Here is a 17,221-nt window from a genome sequence, read left to right on the forward strand (position 1 = left end):
ATTTAAAGCGAAACTACTTTTGCATTATAGCACATTTTTGCATGGATATGTAATTAATATACACACTTTCTGATTTTTTTCTGAACGGCCTTCAGCACCCAGTATGGGTTTACGCTCATCTCCCTCGAATACGGTGTCTGAATGTAGATCCCGAGATGCAGATGTACCGGAAATTTTCCCTTTGTACCTTCACTGCCATAACCGGTATCGCCCATAAACCCAAGGATTTCTCCCGCTTTTATGGAATCTCCCTCCTTCCAGTCCCGCTCATAGGAAGAAAGGTGTGCATAATAAAAATAGCCTCCTGAAGGAGAACGGATACCGATCCGATAGCCACCTAAGGGGAGCCAGCCGACCGCTTCTACACTTCCGTCCGTCATACTGATGATCGGATAAAAATCTGCTGCCCCGCAACCTCCAAAAAGATCACAGCCTTCATGAACACGCTCTCCCCCAAAGCTTCTCTCTTCCATCCAGCCGTCCTCAAATGAGATGTCATCTGCTGCGACCGGAAAATATCTGACATCCTTCCAGACCGCCTGGTAAAAACTGCACAGATCTGTATATTCTTTATATTTATATCTCAGATAAGGCTCCCTGTCAGAAGAACATCTCCCGGGATAAAATTTCCCGTTCAGCATTGTCGTCGTCAGATTTTCGATCCAGTCTGTATTTCCTGAACTTTCATCCTGGTTTCGAAGCTGCCGGTATAATTCCGTCGGAAGATGCTGCTCCCGAAACGCAGCCGTCTCACATGTTTTTTCATCCAGTATCGATGCCCGGCTTCGCTCCAGAAGGATCTTCTGGGCGCCAGTGATGCAGGTAAGAATAAAAAAACAGAAGAAACTTTTCCAGAGCCATCGTCTCATGAGCCTGAAATTCTGCCTTTATACGATATCGTCAATTTTTATTCTATTCTCTCTCTTACATCATTATTACGCCAAAAACAGAGGCTCCCGGCGATCACCGCTCAGAAGCCTCTGTCGTAGAAACTTAGTTTTGTTTTATCAGTCTTTTAACTGTTCCAGAACTTTAACAAGGTAATTCCATACACGTTCTGTGGATGCGATATCCAGAACTTCCTCTGAAGTATGGATGTCCTTCATGTTTGGTCCCAGAGATACGCAGTCAAGTCCTTCGATCTTCTTGTAGAAAAGTCCACACTCCAGTCCTGCATGGATCGCAACAACTGCCGGTTTCTGTCCGTACATTTCTTCGTATACGGATACCATCTTGTCACGGAGCGGAGATTCCTTGCGGTACTCCCATGCCGGATAAGCACCCTGGATGGTGTACTCGCCACCAAGGAACTCTGTCAGATACTGGATCCTGTCAGAAAGTGCATCTCTTGCTGCCTCTACGGAACTTCTGACACTGGAGCTTGCAAAGAATTCATCCTCATAAAGTTTGACAATACCGATATTGGTAGAAGTCTCTACCAGCCCCTCGATGCTTCCGCTCATCTTCTGGATGCCGAACGGAACTTCCATCAGATAGAAGAGAACCTTCTCTCTGCTGGTCGGATAAAGGACCATTGCTGTCTCCACATCGCCCTCTGTGATCTGGATGATGATCCTTGCATCGCTGCCTTCGTATTCCTCACGAAGACCTTCCTGTACTTTGGCTGCATAAGCTTTGACTGCTTCTGTCTGGTCGCCGTCGATCAGGAGTTCTGCGACAGCTTCTCTTGTGATCGCATTGTCCTTCTGACCACCCTCAAGAGAAATCATCTCATAATCTGCCTTGTTCTTGAGTCCGTAAAGGAAACGTGCCATAAGAACGTTGGCATTTGCGCGTTTCTTGTCGATCTCTGCTCCGGAATGTCCACCCATCAGTCCGCAGATCTTGACTCCGATCTTCTTTCCTTCTGCCTCGACTCTCTTCACCGGAATGCTGCTGACTGCGGAAAGACCGCCTGCACAGCTGATCCAGAGACTTCCTTCTGCTTCGGAATCCATGTTAATCATACGTTTTCCTTTGAGAACGCTGCAGTCAAGTCCTACTGCTCCAAGAAGTCCGATCTCCTCGTCTACAGTGACCAGAACTTCCAGTGCCGGATGCGGAATATCTGTGCTGTCCAGAAGTGCCAGTGCATAAGCAACAGCGATTCCGTCATCACCACCAAGTGTGGTTCCATTTGCGCTTACATATCCGTCCTTAACAGAAAGGTTCAATCCGTCTTTCTCGAAATCATGCTCTACATCCGGACGTTTCTCGCATACCATATCCATATGACCCTGAAGGATCACAGTCGGTGCATTCTCATATCCGGCAGTTGCAGGTTTGTAGATGACAACGTTATTCAGTTCATCCTGTACATAATCAAATCCATGATCCTTCGCAAAATTCACCAGATAATCACTGATCTGCTTTGTATTGCGGGAACCATGCGGAATCTTACAGATTTCTTCAAAATAATAAAATACTCTTTTTGGTTCACAGTTTTCTAAAACTCTCATTTTGATTTCCTCCATTATTACTGCAGTATAGTTTATATTACCCAGAAATCTTTTTGATTTCAAGGGTTTCTGGATTTTTTCCTCATATTTGTCCCGGGTATTTCGTATAGTAAAGAAAAAAAGATTTTTTTATGAAAAAAATTCTCTATACCGTCGTAAGTCTCGTATTGCTTGTGTTTCTTTTATTTTTTCCACGGGAAAGTCTGGCTTCCGCACAGGAAGGAATGCAGCTCTGGCTCAATATCCTGCTGCCGACGCTATTGCCTTTCATGATCCTGACTGGAGTCCTGATCCGAACAGATATGATCGGCCAGCGCCTAACCCCCATGGAATCCATCTGGCAAAAAATCTTCGGTGTTTCTCCTGCCGGAGCTTATGCCGTTCTTTTTGGGCTGCTCTGTGGTTATCCCATGGGAGCCAAACTTACTTCCGATCTCTATGCCAGCCGAAAGATCAGTCGCAGGGAAGCACAGTATCTCCTGACTTTTACCAACCACGCCAGTCCCATGTTCATCAGTTCTTATCTGATACATACCTGCATGAACGGGCAGGTCTCTGCTTTGGAGGTATTCTCGCTTCTTCTCGGCTCCGCCTTCCTCACCATGCTGTGCATGCGCCTGTGGTTTTTTCGTACAGGCAGCCGGTACACTGCTGGCTTCTCCCCGATATACACATCAAAAAAAGAGACATCCTCTGACAGCTCTCCGGGAGCCATACTGGATGCCTCTATTATGAACGGTTTCGAAACGATCACCAAACTGGGCGGGTATATTCTTATGTTCTCGATCCTGACTGCCTGTGTACGTCATTTCTGGAAAAGTCAGTCCATACTTTCGTATGTGCTGTTCTGCCTCCTGGAAATGACTACCGGGCTTCACAGTCTCGCACTCTCAGGTTTGAAACCGGAAATAAAATATCTCTGTGCCCTGGTCACTGTCGTACTCGGCGGTGCCTGCATCACTGCACAAACACGAAGCCTCGTGACAGAAGAACTCTCCCTGCTTCCCTATCTCGCATCCAAGCTTGTGAATGCGCTGATCGTCATACTACTATTCTTATTCTTCGCCAAGATCATCTAAGAGATTGTCATCCTCAGCTTCCTTGGCAGGTTCGTCATGGTAAGAACCTGTGATCGCTGCTGCCTGTGCTGTCTGAGGTGCCAGCTCCTGGCGATTGTGGTTTACAACTTCCAGACAACTCTGCAGAGAGTCGATGAAAGTCTTGTATTTGCCGCCTGCATCCTCCAGTGTCTGGTTCAGGACAGATCCGATGTTTGCCATCATGTCATCTGTGTAAGTGATCGCGCTCAGACGAATGCTGTTGGCATCCTGTGTAGCGGAATCCAGGATCTCCTGTGCCTGCTTGTTGGCAGCGTTGATGGTCTCGTTCGCCTGTGCGTAAGCCTTCTGCATGATCTCGTGCTGTGTAACGAGCTCCTGTGCCTTGGTCTGTGCATCTGCGATCAGGGCATCTGCCTTGGTCTGTGCATCCTCAAGGATCGCATCTTTGTTGCTGATGATCTTCTGATATCTCTTGATCTCATCCGGAGTCTTAAGACGAAGTTCTCTTAAGTACTCTTCCATCTCTTCTTTATTTACAACGATCTTGGTTGCTGATAAAGGCTGAAATTTACAGCCTTCTATAAATTCATCGATTTCGTCGATAAGCTGTTCAATTCTGCTGCTCATAGTACATTCTCCTTATATTTTGTCTTTTTCCTGCATCTTCAGGAGTAGTTCCTGAATGATCTCTGCCGGTGCAAAACTGGATAAATCTCCTCCAAATCGGGCTACTTCCTTCATAATGGTGGAGCTTACATAAGCGTACTCCAGACTTGTGGTCAGGAATACGGTATCTACATCCGGAGCCAGAACGCGGTTGGTCTGAGCCATCTGAAGCTCATACTCAAAATCAGTAACCGCACGAAGCCCACGTACAATGACCTGGGCCTGATTCTCTCTGGCAAAGTTCACAGAAAGTCCGTCAAATGGCTTGATAATCACATTCGGGATATCCCTGGTCGCCTTTTCTAATATATTAACACGTTCTTCCACAGAAAACAACGGACTTTTTGCAGAATTCTGCAAAACCCCGACTACAACTCTGTCAAAAGATACGCTTGCGCGCCTGATGACATCCAGATGACCATAGGTTGCCGGATCAAAACTTCCCGGATAAACTGCTGTTACCATAGGTATTTCTCACTTTCTTTTGTGCAAAAAAATATGCTTATTGGTCTTGTATTCTTTGGAACGGCTCAGTTCATAGCCAAATTCTTCCACATAAGAGAAGTCCGTATGAAGGTCTGCCTCAACGATGATCAGGGTATCCTCATCCGCGAGGGAGCTATCCTGCAGATACTCCAGCACCTGTCTCTCCAGCTCATTGTTATACGGTGGATCCATAAAAACACAGTCGAATGCAGCCTGCCCTTCCATAGAACGAAGAGCCTGCAGTACATCCATGTTCAGCAGTTTACCATGTTCAGCCAGCTTTGTAAATGCAAGATTTTCCCGGATGCAGGCGCATGCCTTGGGATTTTTCTCAACGAAGGTCGCATGTTCTGCGCCTCTGCTGAGTGCCTCGATCCCGATTCCACCGCTTCCACTGAAAAGATCCAGGAAGGTGCTGTCCGGAATGTATGGCTGCAGAATATTAAACAGAGTTTCTTTGATTCTGTCTGTAGTTGGTCTTGTTTCCATGCCAGGCACTGTCTTGAGTGCAAGACGTCTGGCAGTTCCAGCGATTACTCTCATTTCAGATTCAGTCTCCAATCCAGGTCGCCGCGTGCAAGTCCGAGAATCAGAAGTTCTGCCGTTGCGATATTCGTAGCGACCGGTATATTATATTGATCACACCTCATAACGATGGCGTGGATGTCCGGTTCTTTCGGATCCATCATGACCGGATTGTAAAACAGGATGACCATGTCAAGATCCTGTCGTTCTACCATTTCCATAAATTGCTTATCTCCGCCTATACTTCCTGCAAGGAACTTATGCACATGAAGGTTTGTGGCTTCCTCAATCCGCCTTCCGGTTGTTCCGGTAGCATAAACCTCATGCTTGGCGAGAATATTCTTGTAGGCGATACAGAAATCTTCGATAAGTACCTTTTTGCTGTTGTGTGCAATGATTCCTAAATTCATCGTTCATCTCTCCATTTTCACCAATACATTACTGGTTTTTTAGTTTTAAGCTTATTTGTTACTGTTAACGTGGTAAACAGTAACACTTATTTTTGTTTATTATAACAAGTTACCAAAAAAAGTGCAATTAAATCTTTCAAACTTATACATAATTCATAGAAATTTAATATTTTCATATTTCTGGCAGATTATACGCTAAATTCCAGTGTATTATTTCGATAAATCCACATACTAGCATTGTAACACAAACACAAAAACAACCAAGGAGGAATCAATCATGTCAAACAATACTTCTTCTAACAAAGCAGTCGTACCAGAAGCAAAAGGCGCACTGGACCGTTTTAAATTCGAAGTAGCAAATGAATTAGGTGTACCGCTCACAGATGGATACAACGGAAACCTTACCTCCAAACAGAATGGTTCTGTCGGCGGATATATGGTTAAAAAAATGATCGAGCAGCAGGAAAGACAGATGTCTTCCGGAAGCCAGGGCGGTCAGTATTAATCTTTATCTCTCTGCCTGAAAGGGTCAAAAAGCTCAGATGAACAGATCATCTGAGCTTTTTATTGTTCTTATAATCCAAGAAATCCTGTAATATCACCATTGATGACATAGTGTGCCCCATTGTCTTCTGGTTTGATATATACTTTTAAGTCTTCAAGTTCTGATTCTTTTCTGCCCATCTCTTCTGTCCAGATCTTTTTGATGCTCTCAACAACATCCTTTGCATATATCTCTTTGCCAAGCCACTGTACGAATACTTCTGTAGTTGCTTCTGCTTTCTTTGCAGCTGCTTTTCTGGTTGTTCTCTTCGCAGTGGTTTTCTTCTCTGTTGTCTTTTCTTCGGTTGTCTTCTTGACAGCAGTTCTCTTTCTGGTTGTCTTCTTTGCAGGTGTTTTTACTTCTTCAGTTATTTTCTCGGTTACTGTTGCTTTGACCGGCTCTTTTGTCTCCGGTTCTGCAGCGAGCTTTGCAGGAGCCTCTTTTTCGATAGCCGTCTTCGCAGTTGTTGTCTTAGGTTCTGCCTTTTTTGTCGTTGTTCTTGTAGCCATAATAGCCTCCTTACAAGGTGAAAAATAGTTTTTACGGTACTAAAATACCACGTTTTCCCGGGTTTGGCAATATTTTCTTTTCAGAGGGCGATGTTTTCTGTCGCATTCTGGCTGTAATGTTCCATCCGTTCTCTCAAAGATCTGTGCTGTTCAAGATCAAGTTCCGGGTCCAGGGAAAGGATCTCTTCTGCCGCTTCGCTGGCTTCTTTGAGGATCGTGGAATCGTTGTAGATATCACCGATCCGAAATTCCATATCACCACTCTGACGGATCCCGAACAAGTCGCCGGGGCCACGGAGTTTGAGGTCTTCGCCTGCGATATAAAAGCCATCATTTGATTTGTTCAGGATCTCCAGACGTTTCGAAATCTGATCCTGATTTCCCTGGATAAAAATACAGTAAGACTGGTATTCTCCACGTCCTACACGGCCGCGGAGCTGGTGAAGCTGTGCAAGACCGAAACGTTCGGCATTTTCAACCATCATGACAGTGGCATTCGGCACATTCACACCTACCTCAACGACCGTTGTTGAGACAAGCACCTGGATCTCGCCGGCTGCGAAAGACTCCATCACACGGTTCTTTTCTTTGGGTTTCATCTTGCCATGGAGGTATTCGATCTGAATGTCAGATGGAAGGTTTTCTTTAAGCTTCTGCGTATAATCGAGGACGTTTTCTGCATCCATGCCCTCGCTCTCCTCTACCATCGGACAGATAACGTATGCCTGTCTGCCCTGGCGCACCTGTTTCTCTATGAAGGAGTAGGCTTTGGGGCGGTATGAAGTATTGACAACGCAGTTTTTGATCGGGAGACGCTTTGCCGGAAGTTCATCGATCACGGAGATATCAAGATCTCCGTAGAGGATGATCGCCAGTGTTCTCGGGATCGGTGTTGCGCTCATGACAAGGACATTAGGCGGATTTCCTCTCGTTGTCAGGGCTTCCCTCTGTTTGACACCGAAACGGTGCTGCTCATCTGTAATGACCAGGGCAAGGTTTGCGTATTCGACTTTTTCCTGGATCAGCGCATGCGTACCGATGATGATAGCAGCTTCTCCGGAGGCAATGCGTTCGTAGGCGATACGTTTTTCTTTTGCTGTATCAGAACCGGTCAGAAGAACGGTCGGGAAAGAAAGTCCCTGTTCTTCCATCAGTTTCAGGAATCCTTCGTAATGCTGTCTTGCAAGGACTTCGGTCGGTGCCATCAGGGCTGCCTGATAGTCATTATCTGCCACAAGGAACATCGCAAGAAATGCGAGGATCGTCTTGCCGCTTCCAACATCTCCCTGTACAAGCCGGGACATCATCGTTCTTCCGGCAAGGTCGCGCTCAATCTCGTGCCAGGCGTTAAGCTGTGCATTCGTAAGTGAATAGGGAAGACGCTCAATGACCTCCTCTGTCAGCCAGGTTTCTTTGACTGGAAAACAGTTCGGAGTCTCCTCTGCCTTTTCTTTCATTCGCCTTACAGAAATGATAAAAAGAAGAAATTCGTCAAAAACAAGGCGTTTCCTGGAAACAAGCAGTTCTTCTTTGTTTTTTGGGAAATGGATGGTCTTGAGTGCGTAGTTGATGTCTGCAAGTCTGTAGCGTTCTTTGAGTTCTTCCGGGAGGTATTCACTCTGCATCGGAAGTGTTTCCAGAAGCTGTGTGACCATTTTGACGACGGTCTTGTTAGAAAGTCCTGCTGTCAGTCCGTATATCGGCTGGAGGTTATGCAGGATCTCCTCGTATGCTGACGGGGTAAAGATCTCCGGATGTTCCATCTCAAGCTTGCCCTGCTTGCGCACGATCCTGCCGCGGAAAACAAACCAGCTTCCTTTCCTGAGGGTTTTCTTCAAATATGGAAGATTGAACCAGACCACAGGAAATTTCCCGCTCTGGTCAGCGATGTTTACGGAGATGATCTGTCTGCCCCTCACGGAATTAACATAAACGCCGGAACATACCGCAGCGGAGACGGCCTGCACCGTCTCCTCCTTAAGCTCTGCGATATCTACCGGCGTTTCATATTCATCATAATTTCTTGGATAGTAGTGCAGGAGATCGTCGGTATCGTAAATACCAACCTTCTGGAAAAGCTTCTCAGTCTTCTCTCCTACACCTTTTAGGGTTCTTAAACTCTGTGCCATTTGTCCTACTCAACAGAAATGATGTAATAATAGATCGGCTGTCCGCCATAGTTTACTTCTACTTCACAGTCCGGATATTTCTCTTCCAGAGTAGCTGCGAGTTCCTCTGCCTTCTCCTCGGAAGCATCTGCGCCATAATAAACACTGATAACCTCAGCATCATCTGTCATCATGGCTGCTACGGTATCCTCTGCAACTTTTTCTTTGCCGCTTCCGACTGCAAGGATTCCCTTGTCACCAATACCCATGATATCTCCCTCATGGATCTCGTTATCCTCGATCCTGGTATCTCTGACTGCATAGGTGATCTGGCCAGTCTTGACTCTTGCGATCGCCTCGGTCATCTCTTCGGTGTTTTCCTCGAGAGATTTCTCCGGAACGTAGCTGATGAGAGCAGTAACTCCCTGTGGAACCGTCTTGGTCGGAACAACGATGATCTCCTTGTCCTCAGTAAGATCTCTTGCCTGGTTTGCCGCGAGGATGATGTTCTTATTATTAGGAAGGATGTAGATCGCCTTGGCATTGACTTTGTCGATCGCGTTCAGCATATCCTCAGTACTTGGATTCATGGTCTGACCGCCCTCGATCAGATAGTCTACACCAAGTTCTTTGAAGATGTCTGTGAGTCCATCACCTGCGGACACTGCGATGAAGCCAACTTCCTTTGCCGGTTCCTGTTTCTTCTCTTCTTCTGCCTGCTGTTTGGCAAGTTTCTCTGCGTCTTTGATAAGTTTTTCCTGATGTTCTTCGCGCATGTTGTCGATCTTCATACGGGAAAGGGCTCCATAAGTCAGTGCACGCTCGATCGCCTGTCCCGGATGATTGGTGTGCACATGGACTTTGACGATCTCATCGTCTGCAACGAGAACGATGGAATCACCGATGGAAGTCAGGAATTCCTTGAATTTGTGTTCTTCTTCGATCGGAAGCGTTTTGTCCAGAAGGATGATGAATTCTGTACAGTAACCGAATTTGATATCAGCCTCTGCCTGTGGAGAGATCTTGGTCACTGCTGGTCCCGCAGTCTTCTCAAAGTCGGAATAATCTACTTCTTTGCCGAGGAAGCCGTCAATGGCACCTCTTAAAACTTCAAGGAGACCCTGTCCACCGGAGTCTACAACACCTGCTTCCTTAAGAACAGGAAGCATCTCCGGTGTCTTTGCCAGAGTTGCCTCTGCGTGTGCAAAAACTTCCTCAAAAAACGGCTGCAGTTCCTCTGCTTCCGGAGCGATCTCTGCAGCCTTGAGTGCTGCTTCTCTGGCTACAGTGAGGATGGTTCCTTCCTTCGGTTTCATAACTGCCTTGTATGCAGTCTCTACTGCACGGTCCATAGCTGCTGCAACTGCAAGTGCATCGAGTTCCTTAGCTTTCTTAACGCTCTTGGTGAATCCTCGAAGTAACTGGGAAAGGATAACACCTGAGTTTCCTCTGGCTCCACGGAGAGAACCGGAAGAGATCGCCTTGGCAAGAGTCTCCATATCCGGATCTGTCAGTGCACTTACCTCTGCAGCTGCTGACATGATCGTCATTGTCATATTGGTTCCTGTATCTCCGTCTGGTACCGGAAATACGTTTAATTCATTGATCCATTCTTTCTTTGCTTCCAGATTCTTGGCTCCTGCCAGGAACATTCTGGAAAGCACACTGGCATCGATGGTTTTTATATTCAACACGTGTTCCTCCTCTGATTCCTTAGTCTATTGCGCGAACGCCTTCTACGTAAATATTGATCTTGTCGATCTCCATGCCAGTGAAATCCTCTACTTTGTACTTCACATTGCTGACAAGGTTATCGGCGATCGTACTGATATTTACGCCATACGCTACAATCACATGGAAATTCAGGCGGATCTTGTTGTCCTCTGTGATCTTGACACTGATACCATGTTTCAGGCTTTCCATACGAAGCAGCTTGACCAGTCCGTCCTTCATGCTGACTGCTGCCATTCCTACGATCCCGAAACATTCAACTGCCACACTGCCCGCATAGGTAGCAATAACGTCTGTATCAATGACGATCTGCCCTAAGCCGGAATCTATACGTCCATTCATATAGTGACCTCCATAAAAAATTATTATATAAATATATTATAACCCGTTTTTTTGGATAAGACAATGTTTAATTTCGACATGGGCTGTTCTCATGATTTCTAATATAAAAAGAAGCTGGTCGGATTTGATCTCCAGCCAGCTCATACACGATAGCATTTTTCTTCTTGATATTTCAGCTCCCTGCTTTTGACCTGATCCGATGAAAAACAGGGATTTCTGAAATGTTTCTAGAAAAAAACAGACGGCAGCATTGCCATAGATAAAAAAGATGTATTGCTTAATTCTATATTAACACTCCCATCCCTATAATTCAAGTGATTTTACTATTATTTTTTAATTATCTGTGTTTTTATAATTAAATTTTGAAATAAGATATTATTTCACACGTTTTTTCATTTTTACCATATTTTATAACATTTTTTACATATTTACAATATTCCTCATCTCTGTCGTTCCGGTTTCATACTTATAATATATAGTCTGAAAACAGCTATATTTTACCTTGTTTTTGCCCTTTTGAAGAATATTTTGAGATTTTCTATTTTTTTACTTGCAAAACCTGGCTTCATCTGGTAGAATAAAATCTGTTGAAAAAAAGCGTCAAGGAGGTGCTATCATGGCTAAATGCGCAGTTTGTGAAAAAGGTGCTTATTTCGGAAATAATGTAAGTCATTCCCATAGAAGATCCAATAAAATGTGGAAATCCAATGTAAAATCCGTTAAAGTTAAAACAGCTAACGGCGGTGCACAGAAGATGTATGTATGTACTTCTTGTCTGAGATCCGGAAAAGTTGAGAGAGCATAATTCCGAATTATGTATGAACGACCAAGCAGGGCACGGGAATTTTCCCGTGCCTCTTTTTCGTTTTACAATAAACAAAGCTATAAAACATCTATTTTCATTGTTAATGGCAGAACATATGATAACCACAGAGAAGGCAAAGCCCGGCTGTGACAATAATGACCACATTCTCCTGTATCAGCATGCCGATCACAATTCCTATCCCTATGCAGAAAATCATCAATCCCAGAAGTCTTCCCACACTCTTACCCTCATCTTATGGTCTCATAATATCTTATGCCAAAAACCCCTGTGGAATACAAAAAGCTTTACCGCACCTGCACGATAAAGCTCTTTGATATATCTCTTACTTTTTATTTAAATCTCTGTCTCACTTTCTGTGTCATCACTCTTGCCGAATCCAGAGGCAAATCTGTCTACAAAATCCGGAACCATATCGAGGACTTTGGTGAGTCCGTCCTGATTCTTGACATTGACGAGTTTGGTAGTTCCATTCTGGATGACCAGGACGGCACTTGGGGTCAGTTTACCGGTCATTCCACCGCCGCCGTTGCTCTTCTTGTCACCCTCGAAAGCCCCTGCTCCTACGCCGAAGGAAACATCCACCAGCGGAAGGATGATCGTATCTCCGACATGGATCGCATCTCCGACAACTGTCTTGGCAGAAATAAATGCATCCATTCCTTTAAAAAGAGAATTTACAGTATCCTTAAAATTGTTTTCACCTGACATAACACCAGTCCTCCTTTATTTATGTTTCCATCGTCTGATGACGTATTTTATATTTTTATCAAAATACAGCTCTATGGCTGTTTTAACCAGCATGGTCCCGTATACTCTGCCCTTCAGATTCACATTTCCATAGAGAACATTCCGGTTCTCAAAAAGCGGCATGACACGGATACAGTTTCTGTGAAGCGGGATCGTCATTCCAAGGACTGCAAGTACAGAGCCCGTGATCGACGGATCTGTGCAGTCAAATACAAGTTCTCCCTCCACTTTCGTCGGAAATACATGCCGCAAAAGACGAAATGCCCTGGTTTTGACAAGAGATATGGCTTTCTGTGTACGTGGATGTCCGATAAATGCTTTCCACCAGTCAATCTTGTCACAAAGCGCATCCTTCTTTCGGGAGAGATTCTCCAGATCTGCGGGGATCTTCATGATCCTTCGATAGACTGCTTTTATTTTGTCCCAGATCCTTCTGGCTTTATTCCCCAGATCATAAAACAGATTCTTAAGTTTCTCTGCTGTCTGCTGCCATTTGCGTTCTTTCTCGATATCCGGATCTGACAGATCTTCTTCGGATGTTTCCATCTCCGGCCAGGATGCCTGCGGGGTCTCTGCTACTCCCCGGCTGTGCTTTGTCTCATCCCGAGAAAGTTCTTTCGCTTCTATATAAGTCGCATTTCCAGTGCTGTCCTCATCAGTCTCACTGTACTCTATCTCATCATCCATGTCAGGATCTGTTTTCTTCTTGTTCTTACGGTTCCTCAGTTTCTTCAGGACTTTCATGACAGGGATCCCAAATAACCGGAAATCCGATACCGTCTGTCCATTCTGAAACCCAAGAGAAAATGAGATACCGCCAAACAGCCAGCTTACCTTCGCCCGCCCACTGGCAGTGCGGAAGGAACCGGCCTCCTTCGTCCCTTCTGCCCGATACCTTACAGGACAGAATAAAATCAGCAGCAGTGCAAACAGGATCAGCCCCAGTATTATCCCTATAAGGATCAATATAAATTTTATGATCATCCACAAGATATGTAGCATGGCATCACCTGTTCTTCCAATATTCTTCTATCCGAAAATCTCCTGTCGCATCGTAGACTTCCTGAATGATCTCCACAACCATATCCACAGCCTCGTCCTTATCGCCGGCAAGTCCGATGATCTCCGGACAGATGTCTGCAGCACTCTGCTGGATCATTGTCAGAGCCGGTATGATCTCCAGAAGGTTCCGTGGATTTTCTGAAAAAGTGATAAGATAGACACCCGGCACGATCTTCCCATGATTCAGTTTACGACGGATCTTATCTGCTCTCTTTACGCCCTCGCCAATGCGAAGATCCTTACACCATTTCAGCATCGCTTGCTTCTCCTTCGGCTGTTATTATAGAGGATTTCCTTTTTTTCGGAATCTAAACAGGGCTGCGTCAGAAACACAGCCCTATTGTACATCTTCCATGCAGAAAATCTGAACAGTTATGCTCAATCTCTGCGCTGTTTGCCCCAGAGTCCCTGACTCCGTAGTTCCAGATATTCCTGGTAAGCCTTCTCCACGATCTGCTTCTCATTCGAGAAACGAAGCAGATGATAGATCTCATGGAATTTGTAATACCCGGAATCCACAAAAAACTCTTCTCTCTGAGGTCTGCTATGATAATTATCAGCCGTCATCAGATACCAATGTACTTCCTTTGTAACGATATCCTCCGGAACTGTGAAATTATAATGGCTCTTGCCGATATACTTGACTACGGTAGCCTTCACGCCAGATTCTTCCTGCACTTCCCGAAGTGCTGTCTGAATATGCGTCTCACCTGGTTCTACAGTTCCCTTTGGCAGCACCCAGCCTTCATAACGGTTCTTATAAGACTTGTAAAGTGCCAGTATCTTGCCACGATAAATTACCACACCGCCACAGCTCGTTGCTTCTATCATGTTGCAATTTCCTCCTGTACTGCGTGTGAGTTGTTACTGTTCACTCCGTTCACAGTAACTGTAAGTTTCATACACTGAACTGTTAATAGTATAACTCTTTTTGGACAAACTGGCAACCTTAATCGTTATTCGATCAGTCAAAATAATATGCATCAAAGACATCCGCCGCGATCGGCACTGCCGCCTCGCTTCCGGTACCACCATCCTCGACGATGACAGAAACCACGATATCCGGATTATCAACATTAGAATATCCGACAAACCAGGAATGGCTTGCACCACTTTCGTTGTATTCAGCAGAACCGGTCTTTCCTGCCACTGTATAGCCTCTTCCATTCAGAGAAGAAGCTGTACCGTTCTGTACAACCCCCTTCATCAGTTCTCCGAGGAGAGATGCTTCGTTGTCTGTCATCAGACGTTTATATGCTTCCGGCTCTGTGGTATCCACCTCATCACCGGCATGATTCTGCACCTTGTCGATCAGATATGGTTTCATCAGAACACCGCCGTTTGCAATGGAACTTGTGATCAGTGCCATGTGCATCGGAGATACCAGGGTATTTCCCTGACCGATCGCCGTCTGCATCGTGAGCGGAACTCCAGAGCTTCCATTTAAAGTAAAGGAGCTCTTACGATAGGATCTCAGCGGAAGCTTCTGATTAAACAGAAGGTTCTCGCTTGTCTTAAGAAGTGCAGCTCCGCCAAGCTGTGTTCCCATCTCCGCAAATGCACAGTTACAGGATTTCGCGAATGCCGCATAAAAATCCTCCTGCCCATGGACGGTCCCGCCATAACACCGGATCGTATGGTCTTCTTTCGTGATGCTTCCCTGGCAGTCATAGGAAAATCCATTAAAAGTCCCATTCTGCCGCAGATAAGTCAGCGCTGTGACGATCTTGAACGTAGATCCCGGAGGATACTGTCCCATCGTCGCACGGTTCAGAAGACTGCTGTTTGTCTCATCATTTACAAGCTGTTCCCAGTTTGCTGCGATCGTATTCGGATCAAAGTCCGGCTTGCTGACCATCGCAAGGATTTTTCCCGTAGATGGCTGCAATACTACAACAGCACCTCTCCTGTCACCAAGAGAATTGTATGCCGTTGTCTGGAGATCCGCATTCAAAGTGGAGACGACCGTATCCCCGACATTCTTCGCACCGGCAAATTCATTTCTGATCTGGCTCAGGAAAAATTCATGGGAACTCAGAAGCTGGAAGTTCGCCTCTGATTCCAGTCCGCTTTTTCCATTAGTATCATATCCGACAACATGTGCAAAAATATTGGAATATGGATAAGACCGTTCCTCTGTTCCATCTTCACTGACATTTGTCTGTGCAAGTACCTCTCCGTCGGAAGATATGATGCTTCCGCGCACAACTCTGTCTGCAAATGTATCCTGTCTTGTATTGTAAGGACTGTTGATAAAACTGTCGCTCTTTACGGTATTGAAATAAACAAGATATCCCGCCAGTCCCAGAAAAATAAGCACAAAGAAGACAGATACAAATGTATATTCCTTATTTCTTGCTCTGCGGCTCTTAGATACGGCGCGTTCTTTCGCCGATCTCCTCTCTTGCTCTGATTCTCTGTAACGCTTCTTTTCTTCGTTTCTCAAATTCCTCGTCCTCGTCTTCTCTCAAAATATACAGTCCCTGAATGATCGCCAGCATGAGGATCGTGCTCAGAAGAGAACTTCCTCCGTAACTTACCAGCGGAAGGGTAACACCTGTCATAGGGATAAATTTGGTAGCACCACCGATCGTTAAGAACACCTGGAAAGCATACTCTGTTCCAAGTCCCAGTGCGATCAGCTTATAAAAAGGATTGATGATACGCAGCGCGATATTGACGATCATCAGGAAGAAACTCATGCACACCAAGATCAGGCAGATTGCAAAAATCCCTCCCAGTTCCTCGCAGATCGCACTGAAGATAAAGTCATTCTTGACAACCGGAATGGACTCCGGTGAGCCCTGGCAGAGTCCCATGCCGAACCAGCCACCAGTTCCGATTGCAAACAGCGACTGTACGATCTGGTAGCCTTCGTTCTGGTAAACTGCCATCGGATCCTTCCATGCGCTGACTCTCTGTCTGACATGTCCAAACAGATGATAGGCGACCACTGCTGCCCCGCTTCCGCCTACAAGTCCAAGTCCCAGATATCCGACATTTCTGGTAGATACATAGACCATGACCAGATAAGCCACAAAAAAGATCACGGCACTTCCAAGGTCCCTGGAAAGCACCAGTATCCCCACATGGAAAGCTGCAACTGCCGATACCTGTACCACAGCTTTAAGACTGGTATCTCTGGACAAAAATGATGCCATAAAGAATACAAAGGTAATCTTGATCGCCTCTGATGGCTGCACACCCAAAAGTGTCAACTTCGCTCCATAGCTGGTTCTGGCCAGAAGAAATACAGCCCCCAGAAGTACAACGCCTATTCCTGCATATATCCAGGTCAGTTTGCGAAGAAAACGCATCTTACGGATCATGACCGGTATTGCAAGCGCAACAGCACTGGCACCGGCCGCAACAAGAAGCTGCTTGGTAGCCATCGTGATGTCAAGACGGCACAGCATGATAAATCCAACACTCAAAAGCATGCACATATTATTCAGAAGCAGCAATGATGCTTTCTTGTACAAGACTCTGTACAGGATCTGGATCACTGCAAAAAAGATCTGCATTTCTATATAAAAACGTACCACCTTGTAATCAAACGTCTTGAGGTAGATCACAAGAAACGCAGTGAAGTCGATAAAAAAGATCAGGATAAGCTGCTGACGCAGAAGCTCATTCCTCTCCTCTTCATCCGGCTGACGCACGGTATAAAAACAATGAAACGTATAGACGATCATCAGCGTCAGGATAATGTATTTGGATAATTCTACTATTACATTGATCATAT

20 protein-coding genes are annotated in these 17,221 nt (G+C 45.5%); 3 read left to right on the top strand and 17 right to left on the bottom strand.

Annotated elements, in window-relative coordinates; all coding sequences use genetic code 11:
* Positions 1-53 precede the first annotated feature (53 nt).
* Together DXC01_RS04440 and DXC01_RS04445 are read right to left on the bottom strand one after the other, a co-directional pair.
* Positions 54-869 (bottom strand): M23 family metallopeptidase, encoded by an 816-nt coding sequence (locus DXC01_RS04440; RefSeq protein ID WP_243111546.1) that lies wholly within the window; start codon positions 867-869, stop codon positions 54-56.
* A gap of 138 nt (positions 870-1,007) precedes the next feature.
* Positions 1,008-2,459, bottom strand: coding sequence for an aminoacyl-histidine dipeptidase (locus DXC01_RS04445; protein ID WP_118698367.1), 1,452 nt, complete (start codon positions 2,457-2,459; stop codon positions 1,008-1,010).
* A 131-nt stretch (positions 2,460-2,590) separates the two neighbouring features.
* Here DXC01_RS04445 and DXC01_RS04450 point away from each other — a divergent pair, with 131 nt between their 5' ends.
* Positions 2,591-3,538, top strand: a complete 948-nt coding sequence (locus DXC01_RS04450) for a hypothetical protein (protein WP_118698368.1) — start codon at positions 2,591-2,593, stop codon at positions 3,536-3,538.
* Here DXC01_RS04450 and DXC01_RS04455 read toward each other — a convergent pair.
* Genes DXC01_RS04455 through DXC01_RS04470 form a run of 4 tightly spaced genes read right to left on the bottom strand, consistent with a single transcriptional unit; the run spans position 3,515 to position 5,607 of the window.
* A complete protein-coding gene (locus DXC01_RS04455) occupies positions 3,515-4,147 on the bottom strand; it encodes a hypothetical protein (RefSeq protein ID WP_022215182.1) in 633 nt (210 codons plus the stop codon). The genes DXC01_RS04450 and DXC01_RS04455 overlap by 24 nt on opposite strands.
* Positions 4,148-4,159: 12 nt before the next feature.
* Positions 4,160-4,651 (bottom strand): pantetheine-phosphate adenylyltransferase, encoded by a 492-nt coding sequence (gene coaD, locus DXC01_RS04460; RefSeq protein WP_022215181.1) that lies wholly within the window; start codon positions 4,649-4,651, stop codon positions 4,160-4,162.
* Positions 4,652-4,660: 9 nt separating this feature from the next.
* Positions 4,661-5,215 (bottom strand): 16S rRNA (guanine(966)-N(2))-methyltransferase RsmD, encoded by a 555-nt coding sequence (gene rsmD, locus DXC01_RS04465; protein WP_022215180.1) that lies wholly within the window; start codon positions 5,213-5,215, stop codon positions 4,661-4,663.
* The gene (locus DXC01_RS04470) at positions 5,212-5,607 is read right to left on the bottom strand and encodes a methylglyoxal synthase (RefSeq protein WP_022215179.1); all 396 of its coding nucleotides are present in this window, start codon (positions 5,605-5,607) and stop codon (positions 5,212-5,214) included. Before DXC01_RS04470 ends, rsmD begins: the two co-directional genes overlap by 4 nt.
* 277 nt (positions 5,608-5,884) lie before the next feature.
* Here DXC01_RS04470 and DXC01_RS04475 point away from each other — a divergent pair, with 277 nt between their 5' ends.
* The gene (locus tag DXC01_RS04475; RefSeq protein ID WP_022215178.1) at positions 5,885-6,112 is read left to right on the top strand and encodes an alpha/beta-type small acid-soluble spore protein; all 228 of its coding nucleotides are present in this window, start codon (positions 5,885-5,887) and stop codon (positions 6,110-6,112) included.
* Between the two features lie 68 nt (positions 6,113-6,180).
* Here DXC01_RS04475 and DXC01_RS04480 read toward each other — a convergent pair whose 3' ends face one another.
* From DXC01_RS04480 to DXC01_RS04495, 4 genes are all read right to left on the bottom strand, one after another.
* Complete coding sequence (locus DXC01_RS04480) at positions 6,181-6,660, bottom strand: DUF6465 family protein (protein WP_118251476.1); 480 nt, start codon at positions 6,658-6,660, stop codon at positions 6,181-6,183.
* An 80-nt stretch (positions 6,661-6,740) separates the two neighbouring features.
* Complete coding sequence (gene recG, locus DXC01_RS04485) at positions 6,741-8,789, bottom strand: ATP-dependent DNA helicase RecG (protein ID WP_118698369.1); 2,049 nt, start codon at positions 8,787-8,789, stop codon at positions 6,741-6,743.
* A 5-nt stretch (positions 8,790-8,794) separates the two neighbouring features.
* The gene (locus DXC01_RS04490; RefSeq protein ID WP_118251474.1) at positions 8,795-10,459 is read right to left on the bottom strand and encodes a DAK2 domain-containing protein; all 1,665 of its coding nucleotides are present in this window, start codon (positions 10,457-10,459) and stop codon (positions 8,795-8,797) included.
* A 22-nt stretch (positions 10,460-10,481) separates the two neighbouring features.
* Entirely contained in the window at positions 10,482-10,841 is a 360-nt protein-coding gene (locus tag DXC01_RS04495) for an Asp23/Gls24 family envelope stress response protein (RefSeq protein WP_022215174.1), read from the bottom strand.
* Positions 10,842-11,457: 616 nt separating this feature from the next.
* Here DXC01_RS04495 and rpmB point away from each other — a divergent pair.
* Positions 11,458-11,646, top strand: coding sequence for a 50S ribosomal protein L28 (gene rpmB, locus DXC01_RS04500; protein WP_022215173.1), 189 nt, complete (start codon positions 11,458-11,460; stop codon positions 11,644-11,646).
* Between the two features lie 100 nt (positions 11,647-11,746).
* Here the strand turns inward: rpmB and DXC01_RS20250 are convergent, their stop codons facing one another.
* The 7 genes from DXC01_RS20250 to DXC01_RS04530 all read right to left on the bottom strand — a co-directional run bounded on the left by DXC01_RS20250 (position 11,747) and on the right by DXC01_RS04530 (position 17,219).
* A complete protein-coding gene (locus DXC01_RS20250; RefSeq protein WP_173905484.1) occupies positions 11,747-11,884 on the bottom strand; it encodes a hypothetical protein in 138 nt (45 codons plus the stop codon).
* Between the two features lie 116 nt (positions 11,885-12,000).
* Entirely contained in the window at positions 12,001-12,375 is a 375-nt protein-coding gene (locus DXC01_RS04505) for a GerW family sporulation protein (RefSeq protein WP_022215172.1), read from the bottom strand.
* A 15-nt stretch (positions 12,376-12,390) separates the two neighbouring features.
* Complete coding sequence (locus tag DXC01_RS04510; RefSeq protein ID WP_022215171.1) at positions 12,391-13,416, bottom strand: hypothetical protein; 1,026 nt, start codon at positions 13,414-13,416, stop codon at positions 12,391-12,393.
* 4 nt (positions 13,417-13,420) lie between these two features.
* Entirely contained in the window at positions 13,421-13,732 is a 312-nt protein-coding gene (locus DXC01_RS04515) for a hypothetical protein (protein ID WP_022215170.1), read from the bottom strand.
* A gap of 122 nt (positions 13,733-13,854) precedes the next feature.
* Positions 13,855-14,307, bottom strand: coding sequence for an NUDIX hydrolase (locus tag DXC01_RS04520; protein WP_022215169.1), 453 nt, complete (start codon positions 14,305-14,307; stop codon positions 13,855-13,857).
* A gap of 133 nt (positions 14,308-14,440) precedes the next feature.
* The gene (locus tag DXC01_RS04525) at positions 14,441-15,922 is read right to left on the bottom strand and encodes a peptidoglycan D,D-transpeptidase FtsI family protein (RefSeq protein ID WP_199704962.1); all 1,482 of its coding nucleotides are present in this window, start codon (positions 15,920-15,922) and stop codon (positions 14,441-14,443) included.
* Positions 15,846-17,219, bottom strand: a complete 1,374-nt coding sequence (locus DXC01_RS04530) for an FtsW/RodA/SpoVE family cell cycle protein (RefSeq protein WP_022215167.1) — start codon at positions 17,217-17,219, stop codon at positions 15,846-15,848. The genes DXC01_RS04525 and DXC01_RS04530 overlap by 77 nt, the downstream gene beginning before the upstream one ends.
* Between the last annotated feature and the right edge of the window lie 2 nt (positions 17,220-17,221).

Origin of the sequence: Blautia sp. OM07-19, from assembly GCF_003481595.1 — a bacterium.
Taxonomy (GTDB): domain Bacteria; phylum Bacillota; class Clostridia; order Lachnospirales; family Lachnospiraceae; genus Blautia_A; species Blautia_A intestinihominis.

Coding starts and splice junctions, on each gene's coding strand:
- DXC01_RS04480 (WP_118251476.1), bottom strand. CDS start 6,660: ATGGCTACAAGAACAACGACAAAAAAGGCAGAACCTAAGACAACAACT.
- DXC01_RS04520 (WP_022215169.1), bottom strand. CDS start 14,307: ATGATAGAAGCAACGAGCTGTGGCGGTGTGGTAATTTATCGTGGCAAG.
- DXC01_RS04450 (WP_118698368.1), top strand. CDS start 2,591: ATGAAAAAAATTCTCTATACCGTCGTAAGTCTCGTATTGCTTGTGTTT.
- DXC01_RS04505 (WP_022215172.1), bottom strand. CDS start 12,375: ATGTCAGGTGAAAACAATTTTAAGGATACTGTAAATTCTCTTTTTAAA.
- rpmB (WP_022215173.1), top strand. CDS start 11,458: ATGGCTAAATGCGCAGTTTGTGAAAAAGGTGCTTATTTCGGAAATAAT.
- DXC01_RS04515 (WP_022215170.1), bottom strand. CDS start 13,732: ATGCTGAAATGGTGTAAGGATCTTCGCATTGGCGAGGGCGTAAAGAGA.
- DXC01_RS04530 (WP_022215167.1), bottom strand. CDS start 17,219: ATGATCAATGTAATAGTAGAATTATCCAAATACATTATCCTGACGCTG.
- DXC01_RS04495 (WP_022215174.1), bottom strand. CDS start 10,841: ATGAATGGACGTATAGATTCCGGCTTAGGGCAGATCGTCATTGATACA.
- DXC01_RS04475 (WP_022215178.1), top strand. CDS start 5,885: ATGTCAAACAATACTTCTTCTAACAAAGCAGTCGTACCAGAAGCAAAA.
- DXC01_RS04445 (WP_118698367.1), bottom strand. CDS start 2,459: ATGAGAGTTTTAGAAAACTGTGAACCAAAAAGAGTATTTTATTATTTT.
- DXC01_RS04470 (WP_022215179.1), bottom strand. CDS start 5,607: ATGAATTTAGGAATCATTGCACACAACAGCAAAAAGGTACTTATCGAA.
- DXC01_RS04455 (WP_022215182.1), bottom strand. CDS start 4,147: ATGAGCAGCAGAATTGAACAGCTTATCGACGAAATCGATGAATTTATA.
- DXC01_RS04510 (WP_022215171.1), bottom strand. CDS start 13,416: ATGCTACATATCTTGTGGATGATCATAAAATTTATATTGATCCTTATA.
- rsmD (WP_022215180.1), bottom strand. CDS start 5,215: ATGAGAGTAATCGCTGGAACTGCCAGACGTCTTGCACTCAAGACAGTG.
- coaD (WP_022215181.1), bottom strand. CDS start 4,651: ATGGTAACAGCAGTTTATCCGGGAAGTTTTGATCCGGCAACCTATGGT.
- DXC01_RS04440 (WP_243111546.1), bottom strand. CDS start 869: ATGAGACGATGGCTCTGGAAAAGTTTCTTCTGTTTTTTTATTCTTACC.
- recG (WP_118698369.1), bottom strand. CDS start 8,789: ATGGCACAGAGTTTAAGAACCCTAAAAGGTGTAGGAGAGAAGACTGAG.